This window comes from Paenibacillus sp. JCM 10914 (assembly GCF_001315105.1).
Taxonomy (GTDB): domain Bacteria; phylum Bacillota; class Bacilli; order Paenibacillales; family Paenibacillaceae; genus Paenibacillus_AQ.
The window spans coordinates 32,880-45,536 of record NZ_BAZR01000027.1 but is presented as its reverse complement, the minus strand read 5'-3'; the positions used below and the strand labels follow the sequence as shown (position 1 = coordinate 45,536).

The following is a 12,657-nucleotide window of genomic DNA, read 5'->3' as shown; positions in this document are numbered from 1 at the left end:
CCTAATTATTTTAACGAAAAATTATAAAAATGAATAGAATGATTCTTGTATGATATGGCATATTCTGTAGTGCATTTGTTATAAACCCACAAAAAAGAGCCTAACCATAAAGGTTAGACTCTTTCTTATCTCGTTACAGTACACTGTTGCTATATTCAAGAACACATTCTTAATTCTTAATTACTTAATGATGGTAGCAACGGAACCAGCACCAACGGTACGGCCGCCTTCACGAATGGAGAACTTCGTTCCTTCTTCAATCGCGATTGGGTTGATCAGGTTTACCGTAACCGTGATGTTATCACCAGGCATAACCATTTCAGTACCCTCTGGCAAGTTGATCACACCAGTTACATCCGTTGTGCGGAAGTAGAACTGTGGACGGTAGCCAGTGAAGAAAGGCTTATGACGTCCGCCTTCTTCTTTGCTCAGTACGTATACTTGAGCAGTGAACTCAGTGTGTGGTTTAACGGAAGCAGGCTTAGCAAGTACTTGACCACGCTCGATTTGAGTACGGTCTACACCACGAAGCAATGCACCGATGTTGTCACCAGCTTGAGCGGAATCCAGCAATTTACGGAACATTTCAACGCCCGTAACTACGGATTTCTTAGTTTCTTCAGCGATACCAACGATTTCGATCTCGTCGCCAACTTTGATCGTACCACGCTCAACACGGCCTGTAGCAACAGTACCACGACCAGTGATGGAGAATACGTCCTCGACAGGCATCAAGAAAGGCTTGTCAGTGTCGCGCTCTGGCAATGGGATGTACTCGTCGATTGTTTTGAACATTTCAACGATTTTTTGAGCCCATTCGCCATCTGGGTTTTGCAGAGCTTCACGAGCGGAACCACGAGTGATCGGAGTGTCGTCGCCTGGGAAGTCATACTCGCTCAGAAGGTCACGAACTTCCATTTCAACCAATTCCAGAAGCTCTTCGTCTTCAACCATGTCGCATTTGTTCAGGAATACCACGATGTAAGGAACGCCTACTTGGCGGGACAACAGGATGTGCTCGCGAGTTTGCGGCATTGGGCCGTCAGCTGCGGATACAACCAGGATCGCTCCGTCCATTTGTGCAGCACCAGTGATCATGTTTTTAACATAGTCAGCGTGACCTGGGCAGTCAACGTGTGCATAGTGACGAGTATCAGTCTCATATTCAACGTGAGCTGTGGAGATTGTGATACCGCGCTCGCGCTCTTCTGGAGCTTTGTCGATTTGGTCGAATGCTACAGCAGCACCACCGTAAGTTTTGGACAATACAGTTGTGATTGCAGCAGTCAAAGTTGTTTTACCATGGTCAACGTGACCGATAGTACCGATGTTAACATGGGGTTTATTACGTTCGTATTTAGCCTTTGCCATTTGAACAATTCCTCCTTAAGGGGATATATATGTTGGGCCGGAGACGGAGTTAACGGGATGTTGATCCCGCCTCCTATCCAGCAGGTAAAACGTAATTACTCTCCGCCTTTGATCTTGGAGACAATTTCGTCAGAGATGCTCTTAGGAACTTCTTCATAATGGGAGAGTTCCATCGAGAACACACCGCGTCCTTGTGTACCGGAGCGAAGGGTTGTGGAGTAACCGAACATTTCGGAAAGAGGCACTTTCGCACGGATAATTTGAGTACCACCACGGGAATCCATACCTTCGATACGTCCACGGCGGGAGTTCAGCATACCCATTACGTCGCCCATGTATTCCTCAGGCACGGTAACTTCTACTTTCATGATTGGCTCGAGCAAGACAGGCTTACACTTGTCTTTAGCTGCTTTCAAAGCCATGGAACCGGCGATTTTAAACGCCATTTCGTTGGAGTCAACATCATGGTATGAACCGTCAACGATCGTTGCTTTCACGTCAACGAGAGGGAAGCCGGCAAGTACGCCGTTCTTCATCTGCTCTTCAATACCTTGTTGTGCAGGACCAATGTATTCTCTTGGTACGGAACCACCGACTACCTTGCTCTCGAACTGGTTGCCGCTACCTGCTTCCAGAGGTTCGAACTCGACCCATACGTGACCGTATTGACCGCGACCACCGGACTGACGAACGAATTTACCTTCAACCCGTGCAGGTTGACGGAATGTTTCACGGTAAGCTACCTGTGGTTTACCCACATTGGTTTCTACCTTGAACTCACGACGCATACGGTCGATGATGATATCCAAGTGAAGCTCACCCATACCAGCCAAGATCGTTTGGCCTGTTTCTTCATCAGTATGTGCACGAAGAGTTGGATCCTCTTCGGTCAACTTACCGAGAGCAACACCCATCTTATCTTGGTCAGCTTTTGTTTTAGGTTCAACTGCGATTTCGATAACCGGATCTGGGAAGTTCATCGACTCCAAGATGACCGGATTTTTCTCATCACATAGTGTATCACCTGTACCCGTATCTTTCAAACCTACAGCAGCTGCGATATCTCCGGAGAATACTTCGGAAATTTCTTGACGGCTGTTTGCATGCATTTGAAGGATACGACCAATGCGCTCACGTTTGCCTTTAGTTGCATTCAGTACGTAAGAGCCGGATTGCAGTACACCGGAATATACGCGGAAGAATGTCAGCTTACCAACATAAGGGTCCGTTGCGATTTTGAATGCCAAAGCCGAGAACGGCTCTTCATCGGAAGAATGACGGATTGCTTCAGTTCCATCTTCAAGGGTACCCTTGATATCCGGAACGTCAGTTGGAGCCGGCAGATAATCGATTACAGCATCAAGCATCAACTGAACACCTTTGTTACGGTAAGAAGATCCGCAGATAACTGGGAAGATCTTAACTTCAACAACACCTTTACGCAGAGCAGCTTTCAACTCAGCGATGGTGATTTCTTCACCTTCAAGATATTTCATAGTCAAGTCTTCGTCAAGTTCTGCTACCTTCTCAACAAGCTCGTTGCGAAGCTCTTCCACTTGATCCTTGAATTCTGCTGGAATTTCGGTTTCTTCGATATTTTGGCCAAGGTCATCTTTATACATATAAGCTTTTTCCTCGACGATATCGATGATGCCAATGAAATCATTCTCTGCACCGATCGGAAGCTGAATAGCTACCGCGTTCGCTTGCAGACGCTCTCTCATATCTTTAACTACGTTCAAGTAGTCGGCACCGATAATATCCATTTTGTTTACGTATGCGATCCGCGGAACTCCGTAACGGTCTGCTTGTCTCCAAACAGTCTCCGATTGAGGTTCAACGCCCTCTTTCGCACTGAATACACCTACTGCCCCATCCAATACACGAAGGGAACGTTCAACTTCTACTGTGAAGTCAACGTGCCCCGGGGTGTCGATAATATTAACGCGATGACCCTTCCAAGAAGCGGTAGTCGCAGCGGACGTAATCGTGATCCCGCGCTCCTGCTCCTGCTCCATCCAGTCCATTGTTGCAGCACCCTCGTGAACTTCCCCGATTTTGTGCGTACGGCCTGTATAGAACAAAATCCGCTCTGTAGTGGTCGTTTTACCAGCGTCAATATGCGCCATGATCCCGATATTACGTGTATTTTTCAAGGAGAACTCTCTTGTCGCCATGCGAATAGTCTCCCTTCAAATATTGAAGTATATATTAGTTGCTGAATCCTACCAACGGTAGTGAGCAAACGCTTTGTTCGCCTCAGCCATTTTGTGTGTATCTTCGCGTTTCTTAACAGAAGCGCCTGTGTTGTTGGAAGCATCGATGATCTCAGCCGCCAAACGCTCTTCCATCGTCTTCTCACCGCGGTTGCGGGAGTAGTTAACGAGCCAACGTAATCCAAGGGATGTACGTCTCTCTGGCTTAACTTCGATTGGAACCTGGTAGTTGGCACCGCCGACACGACGAGCTTTAACTTCCAGTACAGGCATGATGTTCTTGATTGCTGCTTCGAACACTTCCATTGGATCATTGCCGGTACGTTCCTTGATGATATTGAATGAGTTATAAAGGATGCTTTGAGCAACACCTCTTTTACCATCCAACATGATGCGGTTGATCAGACGAGTTACCAGCTTGCTGTTATACACTGGATCTGGAAGCACGTCTCTTTTTGTTACTGGACCTTTGCGTGGCATGGATATCCCCCTTTCTTCAGTCATGAGCCATGTTCAATCGAACACGAGCATCAATTAGCTTTTTGCTTTAGGACGTTTCGTACCGTATTTGGAACGAGCTTGCATCCGGTTGTTTACACCAGCGGTATCAAGTGCGCCGCGAACGATATGGTAACGTACACCCGGAAGGTCTTTTACCCGTCCACCGCGAACCAATACAACACTGTGCTCTTGCAAGTTATGACCGATACCTGGAATGTAAGCAGTCACCTCAATGCGGTTCGTTAAGCGAACACGAGCATATTTACGAAGTGCGGAGTTCGGTTTTTTCGGCGTCATTGTGCCTACACGAGTGCATACACCGCGTTTTTGCGGAGCGCTCAAGTCGGTCTCCTCACGTTTCAAAGCGTTAAAACCTTTTTGAAGAGCTGGAGATTTCGATTTGTAAACTTTAGCTTGACGGCCCTTGCGAACCAGTTGGTTAATTGTTGGCATGTTAGCCACCCCCTTCCCAAATTTCTAAATCCTAATTACGACCATTTTAAGTCCACAGACCCAGGCGGTTCATAAAAGGACAAATGAAAAGTTTTTGCCTCAGAGAAGTCCCCTTCTCAAAACAAAAACGATTTCTCAATCATGATTTCAAGACAGCTACCATAGCTGCACCGACTTCAATACCGCATGCTTCACCAAGTTGCTTCATGGTAGACACATAGTTAATATGTACACCATCTCTATCACACTGGGATACGATCTTCGAAATCAGACGCGGGTCGCAATCCTGAGCTACATAAACCTCTGCAGCCTGACCGGATTCAACAGCCTTCATCGTCTGTTTGGTGCCAATCTTGATGTGTGCATCCTGTAATCCTTTATCATTAGACACGATCATTCCTCCAAAAGAACAGGGAACAAAGATACTATTCACGCACCTTTGCTATATTAGCATCTGGCCTAATTCATGTCAAGCTATTCAATCAGAAAAAAAGAAAATTAGGGACGGAGTGAATTGCAGCTTGGTTACACCGCGCTTCACTCCGATCACCTGCCTCTCTATTAGTCGACGGATGCCGTTTCGAGTTCCTGACTTTCGTCACTCACATCGTTCTGCCCCGCGAACTTCACACTGCGATAACGGTTCATACCGGTTCCCGCAGGGATCAGTTTACCAATGATAACATTCTCTTTCAGGCCAAGGAGTTGATCGACCTTACCTTTGATGGCAGCATCGGTCAACACGCGCGTAGTCTCCTGGAAAGAGGCTGCTGACAAGAACGAATCGGTTTCGAGAGATGCTTTCGTAATCCCGAGCAGAACCGGCTTAGCTACCGCTGGCTCTTTACCGGACAGAATCGCTTCTTTGTTCGCTGATTCGTATTCATGCATATCCACGAAGGAACCTGGCAGCAGATTCGTATCTCCCGCATCCACGATACGGAATTTACGCAACATCTGTCTGATCATTACTTCAACGTGCTTATCGTTAATTTCTACACCTTGGTTACGGTATACACGTTGTACTTCCTGAAGGATGTAGTTCTGCACACCACGGATACCTTTGATGCGAAGCATTTCCTTCGGATCAATGGAACCATCGGTCAGTTCATCCCCGGCTTCGATATGCTTGCCTTCGCTTACGCGCAGACGGGAGCCATAGGTAACAGCGTAAACTTTCGTTTCAGCTTCACCTTGTATTTCGATCTCACGACGGTCTTTCGTTTCGCGGATCTCTTTAACCACACCGTCGATCTCACTAATAGTCGCTTGACCTTTAGGGTTACGGGCTTCAAAGAGCTCTTGGATACGCGGAAGACCTTGTGTGATATCGTCTCCGGCAACACCGCCTGTATGGAATGTACGCATCGTGAGCTGGGTTCCCGGTTCACCGATGGATTGAGCTGCGATAATACCAACCGCTTCACCAATCTCAACATGCTTACCAGTAGCCAGGTTACGGCCGTAACATTTTTTGCAGACGCCATAACGTGCACGGCAGCTCAGAATCGAACGGATCTGAAGTTTCTCAACACCGGCAGCCACAATCTCTTCTGCCTTATCGGAGTCGATCAATTCGTTACGGTTCACGAGAACCTCTTTAGTCTCCGGATGACGTACCGTCTCGAATGCATAACGCCCCTCGATACGGTCATACAGATCCTCGATAACTTCCTTACCATCCTGGATACGGCTTACAGTAAAGCCTTTATCCGTGCTGCACTCATCTTCCCGAACGATAACATCCTGCGCTACGTCAACAAGACGGCGGGTCAAGTAACCGGAGTCAGCCGTACGAAGTGCTGTATCGGCAAGACCTTTACGCGCACCGTGCGTGGACAAGAAGTACTCGAGTACCGTCAGACCTTCACGGAAGTTCGATTTGATTGGCAACTCGATAATCCGACCGGACGGGTTCGCCATCAGACCCCGCATACCACCGAGCTGCGTGATCTGGGATTTGTTACCCCGTGCTTTGGAGTCGACCATGAGCATAATGGAGTTAAAGCGATCCATCGACTTCATGAGCACTTCCGTAATATCGTCCTTGGTTTTAGACCAAATATCGATGACACGGTCATAACGTTCTTCGTTCGTAATCAAGCCACGACGGTATTGGTTCGTTACCACTTTAACTTTCTCGTCGGACTCTTTCAGAATCTCGTTCTTCTCGTCAGGCACGATAACGTCAGATACCGCAACGGTAACACCTGCGCGAGTCGAATAGGTGAAGCCAAGCTGCTTGATTTTATCCAAAATAACCGAAGTTTCGGTTGTGTGATAAGTTTCGAAACAACGAGCAATAATGGAGCCCAGATATTCCTTACCAACAGCACCGCTGATTGGCAGTTCCTGAATGACTTTCTGAATATCTGCACCCTTCTCGTATACGAAATACTTCTCAGGTGTACCATGCAATAGGTTCGTACGAGTCGCTTCGTTAATGTAAGGGAAGCTGGCAGGAAAAATCTCATTAAAAATAATCCGGCCAATTGTCGTTACGAGCATCGCATTCTGTTGTTCTTCAGAGAATACGGTTTTACCAAGCGCTTTAACAGGAATTGCAACACGAGCATGCAGTCCAGCTGCTTCACGCTGATAAGCGGAGACAGCTTCGTTCACGCTGCCCAGAATCATACCAGTACCTTTCTCTTCCTTGTTATCCATCGTCAGATAGAAGGAACCCAGTACCATATCCTGAGATGGCGTAACGACGGGCTTACCGTCTTTCGGGTTCAATATGTTACCTGATGCCAACATCAGAAGACGTGCTTCAGCTTGAGCTTCAGCAGACAGAGGAACGTGAACCGCCATTTGGTCTCCGTCAAAGTCAGCGTTGTAAGCTGTACATACGAGCGGGTGAAGACGGATTGCATGACCTTCTACCAGAATCGGCTCAAACGCTTGAATACCGAGTCTGTGAAGCGTCGGCGCACGGTTCAGAAGAACCGGATGCTCTTTAATTACTTCTTCGAGCACATCCCATACTTCTGGACTTACACGTTCAACTTTACGTTTCGCACTCTTGATATTGTGTGCCAGGCCTTTGTTGACCAATTCTTTCATAACGAACGGCTTGAAGAGTTCAAGCGCCATTTTCTTAGGCAGTCCGCATTGGTACATTTTCAGGTAAGGACCTACAACGATAACGGAACGACCGGAATAGTCAACCCGTTTACCGAGCAAGTTCTGACGGAAACGTCCCTGTTTACCTTTCAGCATATGACTGAGAGATTTCAATGGACGGTTACCAGGACCGTGACGGGACGACCACGACGACCGTTATCAATTAGCGCATCGACAGCTTCTTGCAGCATACGCTTCTCGTTCTGCACGATGATATCCGGCGCACCCAGATCAAGCAGTCTTTTCAGACGGTTGTTCCGGTTAATCACGCGACGGTACAGATCGTTCAGGTCAGAAGTCGCGAAACGGCCACCATCGAGCTGAACCATTGGACGCAGTTCAGGCGGGATGACAGGCAGAACCTCCATAACCATCCACTCTGGGTTGTTGCCAGAGTTACGGAACGCCTCAATGACTTCCAGGCGCTTGATCGCACGGTTACGGCGTTGGCCTTGAGCGGTGCGCAGTTCTTCCTTCAGGAATTCCAGCTCTTTCTCGACATCAATATCTTGAAGGAGCTTCTTAACTGCTTCGGCACCCATTCCAGCTTGGAAACCATATCCGTACTTCTCACGGTAACTGCGGTATTCCTTCTCAGATAGCAATTGTTTCTTCTCCAGCGGTGTTTCACCTGGATCCGTAACAACATACGAAGCAAAGTAGATAACTTCTTCCAGTGATCTTGGGGACATATCCAGTGCCAAACCCATCCGGCTTGGAATCCCTTTGAAATACCAGATATGGGATACAGGAGCCGCAAGTTCAATATGACCCATGCGTTCGCGGCGAACCTTGGCGCGAGTTACCTCTACACCACAGCGATCGCAGACTACCCCTTTATAACGAACACGCTTATACTTACCGCAATGACATTCCCAGTCCTTCTGCGGACCAAAAATCCGCTCACAGAACAGACCTTCCTTCTCCGGCTTCAATGTACGGTAGTTAATTGTTTCCGGCTTTTTCACTTCTCCACGAGACCAAGAGCGAATTTTTTCCGGTGAAGCAAGACCGATCTTCATATACTCAAAATTGTTAACGTCCAACAAGGAGCAACCCTCCTCAACCTAGTCCTATTTATGTGCTATACGACCATAACACCACCGCCGACCTTTACAGCCGACGGAGGTGAATGATTGACCGTTATTCCACTCCGACTTCAGCGCCTTCCAAGTTAAGGCTCAGTTTATCACCTTGAGCATCTTCTTCGTCGTCGAGTTCTTTCATCTCGATCTCCTCTTCGTTCTCACTCAGGATTTTGACATCCATACCGAGAGACTGAAGCTCTTTAATCAATACCTTGAACGATTCAGGAACGCCTGGTTCCGGAACATTCTCGCCTTTAACGATGGATTCGTAGGTCTTAACCCGACCAACCACGTCATCAGACTTAACGGTAAGAATTTCTTGCAGGGTATAGGCGGCACCATAAGCTTCTAGCGCCCATACTTCCATCTCTCCGAAACGCTGTCCACCAAACTGAGCTTTACCACCCAGCGGCTGTTGCGTAACGAGGGAGTATGGTCCCGTAGAACGAGCATGGATTTTGTCATCAACCATGTGCGCAAGCTTGATCATATGCATGACGCCGACCGTAACTTCACGTTCGAAACGCTCACCTGTCCGTCCGTCATACAACACGGTCTTACCGTTACGCTGCATGCCTGCTTCTTCCATCGTATCGAACACGTCATACTCGCTGGCACCGTCAAATACCGGTGAAGCCACGTGAATACCGAGCTGCAGCGCAGCCATACCCAAGTGAACCTCAAGCACCTGTCCGATGTTCATCCGTGAAGGAACCCCCAGCGGGTTCAATACGACTTGAACCGGCGTGCCATCTGGCAGGAACGGCATATCTTCTTCAGGCAAAATACGGGCAACGACACCTTTGTTACCGTGACGCCCGGCCATTTTGTCACCTTCAGAGATTTTACGTTTCTGTGCGATGTAGACACGAACCAATTGGTTAACGCCCGGTGGCAATTCGTCACCGTTCTCACGTGTAAACACCTTCACATCGACGATGATACCGTCACTACCGTGAGGAACACGCAGCGAGGTGTCACGCACTTCGCGAGCCTTCTCCCCGAAGATCGCATGCAAGAGTCGCTCTTCTGCCGTCAGTTCGGTCACGCCCTTCGGCGTTACTTTACCAACGAGAATATCGCCAGCGCTGATCTCGGCACCGATTCGGATAATACCGCGCTCGTCAAGATTCTTGAGCGCCTCTTCCCCGACGTTCGGAATATCACGCGTGATCTCCTCAGGTCCAAGCTTCGTGTCGCGAGCCTCGGATTCGTACTCCTCAATATGGATCGAAGTATAAACATCTTCTTTTACCAGTTTCTCGGAGAGCAGAATCGCATCCTCATAGTTGTAACCTTCCCAAGTCATGAACGCAACGACTACGTTGCGACCCAGTGCCAATTCACCCATCTCGGTGGATGGACCGTCTGCGAGAATGTCGCCTTTCTTGATGACATCTCCACGTTTAATGATTGGGCGCTGATTGATGCATGTTCCTTGGTTCGAACGCATAAATTTGTGTAACTTATATTTAACGATGTCACCTTTGACTTCTTGTCCGTCGACGATTTCCACACGACGAAGCCAAATCTCATTCGCTGACGAACGTTCAATAATCCCGTCATATTTGGATACAATACATACACCGGAGTCTTTTGCAGACTTATGCTCCATTCCGGTTCCGACAAGCGGAGCTTTCGGAATAAGAAGCGGAACCGCCTGCCGCTGCATGTTGGATCCCATCAGTGCGCGGTTGGAGTCATCATTCTCCAAGAACGGAATCAGCGCTGTAGCTACAGATACTACCTGCTTCGGCGAGACGTCCATGTAGTCTACACGGTCGCTTGGCATCGGCAGGATATTATCCGATTGCTTATTATAGCGGACGATAACCATTTCATCAGTAAAGGTCCCATCTTCATTCAACTCGGCATTCGCCTGAGCGACAATGTAGTTGTCTTCCTCATCTGCTGTAAGGTAATCGATCTGTTCGGTAACTTGGCCCGTCTTCGGATCCACCCAACGATACGGAGCTTCGATGAAGCCATATTCGTTAATGCGGGCAAAGGTAGACAAGGAGTTGATCAGACCGATGTTCGGTCCCTCTGGTGTCTCGATCGGACACATACGACCATAGTGACTGTGGTGAACGTCACGGACTTCAAAGCCTGCGCGCTCACGTGTCAGACCACCAGGTCCAAGAGCGGATAAACGACGTTTATGGGTAAGTTCCGCAAGCGGGTTCGTTTGATCCATAAACTGAGACAACTGCGAGCTTCCGAAGAACTCCTTGATCGATGCGATAACGGGGCGTATGTTGATCAATGCCTGCGGCGTGATTACATTGGCATCCTGAATCGACATTCTTTCGCGCACCACGCGTTCCATACGCGACAGACCGATACGGAACTGATTCTGCAGCAATTCACCTACAGAACGCAGACGACGGTTACCCAAGTGATCGATATCATCGGTATTGCCAATGCCATGCAGCAGATTAATGAAATAGCTGATGGAAGAGATAATATCCGCCTGCGTAATATGCTTAACGGATTTATCGATGTTCGCGTTAGCGATCACTTTAACGACTTTTCCATCCTCGATTGGAGAGAAAATATCGATTGTCTGGAGTGGAATATCTTCACTATCCATGACACCACCAGTAACATGATAGTTCTTAAAGCCTACGCTCTTCTCCAACTGGGGCATAATCTCGTCCAATAGACGACGATCCACAGTCTGGCCAGCTTCAGCAATAATTTCACCCGTATCGACATCAATCAGACTCTCAGCAAGGCGCTGATTGAAAAGACGGTTTTTAATATGAAGCTTTTTATTGATTTTATAACGGCCTACATTGGCCAGATCATAACGTTTAGGGTCAAAGAAACGCGCCACGAGCAAGCTCTTCGCGTTATCTAGTGTAGGCGGCTCACCTGGACGAAGACGTTCATAGATTTCAATGAGCGCTTTCTCCGTAGAGTCCGTATTGTCTTTATCAAGCGTGTTCTGAATATATTCATCATTACCCAGCAATTCCAGGATCTCGGCATCTGTACCAAAACCAAGTGCACGCAAGAGCACCGTTACAGGGATCTTACGGGTACGGTCGATCCGGACATAGATAATGTCCTTCGCGTCCATCTCCAATTCCAGCCAAGCGCCTCGATTCGGGATCACGGTTGCTGTGTAGGTCGTTTTACCGTTTTTGTCCACTTTCGTGCTAAAATAGACGCTGGGAGAGCGAACCAACTGGCTGACAATAACCCGTTCGGCACCATTGATAATGAATGTTCCGGTTTCCGTCATTAACGGGAAGTCTCCCATGAACACTTCCTGCTCCTTGACCTCTCCCGTCTCTTTGTTAATGAGCCGGACTTTCACGCGGAGCGGCGCCGCATAAGTAACGTCGCGTTCTTTCGCGTCATCGACGGTGTATTTCGGTTCTCCAAGGCTGTAGTCAATGAACTCTAGCACCAAATTACCTGTGAAGTCTTGAATCGGCGAGATATCCTGGAACATTTCGCGGAGACCTTCCTCCAGGAACCAGTCATAAGATTTTTGTTGAATCTCAATCAGGTTTGGAACTTCGAGTACCTCGTTGATACGAGCATAACTTCGCCGAGTGCGTCGACCATATTGAACAAGATGTCCTGCCAACTTAAACTCACCCCTCATGTCTACTCACTTTAAAAATTCGTTGCGAACCTCTGTTTGTAACACTATAATGGTACTTACAGAGGACACTCCATAAATAGAGAAAAGCCCTTATCGAATACTTTTTCGAAAAAAGAGCAGCTTATCCATGGTTATGATAATCATCTCATATCCTGTAGACTTGCCCAAAATGTACATATTATACGTCAATATGACGGACTTTATGCATCTTTCCACACATTAAGTCTTGACATTTCAGCCAACTAAAGACAAAGAGACCATCCTAATACTGACATTTTATAAT

General features: G+C 47.8%; 6 protein-coding genes and 1 pseudogene. All 7 read right to left on the bottom strand.

Annotation, left to right across the window (positions count from 1 at the left end):
• Positions 1-180: 180 nt before the first annotated feature.
• Positions 181-1,371 (bottom strand): elongation factor Tu, encoded by a 1,191-nt coding sequence (tuf, locus tag JCM10914_RS22235; RefSeq protein ID WP_023964907.1) that lies wholly within the window; start codon positions 1,369-1,371, stop codon positions 181-183.
• 95 nt (positions 1,372-1,466) lie between these two features.
• Positions 1,467-3,548, bottom strand: coding sequence for an elongation factor G (fusA, locus tag JCM10914_RS22230; RefSeq protein WP_036719580.1), 2,082 nt, complete (start codon positions 3,546-3,548; stop codon positions 1,467-1,469).
• Between the two features lie 48 nt (positions 3,549-3,596).
• On the bottom strand, positions 3,597-4,067 hold the full coding sequence (rpsG, locus tag JCM10914_RS22225; protein WP_006212929.1) for a 30S ribosomal protein S7: 471 nt from the start codon (positions 4,065-4,067) through the stop codon (positions 3,597-3,599).
• Between the two features lie 54 nt (positions 4,068-4,121).
• Positions 4,122-4,541: a 30S ribosomal protein S12 gene (gene rpsL / locus JCM10914_RS22220; protein ID WP_006212930.1), complete on the bottom strand. Its 420-nt coding sequence runs from the start codon at positions 4,539-4,541 to the stop codon at positions 4,122-4,124.
• Between the two features lie 139 nt (positions 4,542-4,680).
• A complete protein-coding gene (locus JCM10914_RS22215; RefSeq protein WP_023964903.1) occupies positions 4,681-4,932 on the bottom strand; it encodes a ribosomal L7Ae/L30e/S12e/Gadd45 family protein in 252 nt (83 codons plus the stop codon).
• 170 nt (positions 4,933-5,102) lie between these two features.
• Positions 5,103-8,716 (bottom strand): annotated as a pseudogene (gene rpoC, locus JCM10914_RS22210) (DNA-directed RNA polymerase subunit beta').
• A gap of 94 nt (positions 8,717-8,810) precedes the next feature.
• Positions 8,811-12,356, bottom strand: a complete 3,546-nt coding sequence (gene rpoB / locus JCM10914_RS22205; RefSeq protein WP_023964897.1) for a DNA-directed RNA polymerase subunit beta — start codon at positions 12,354-12,356, stop codon at positions 8,811-8,813.
• Positions 12,357-12,657 lie beyond the last annotated feature (301 nt).

Bases quoted from the DNA above. Each gene is read 5' to 3' on its own strand.
- rpsG (WP_006212929.1), bottom strand. From the start codon at position 4,067: ATGCCACGCAAAGGTCCAGTAACAAAAAGAGACGTGCTTCCAGATCCA.
- tuf (WP_023964907.1), bottom strand. From the start codon at position 1,371: ATGGCAAAGGCTAAATACGAACGTAATAAACCCCATGTTAACATCGGT.
- fusA (WP_036719580.1), bottom strand. From the start codon at position 3,548: ATGGCGACAAGAGAGTTCTCCTTGAAAAATACACGTAATATCGGGATC.
- rpsL (WP_006212930.1), bottom strand. From the start codon at position 4,541: ATGCCAACAATTAACCAACTGGTTCGCAAGGGCCGTCAAGCTAAAGTT.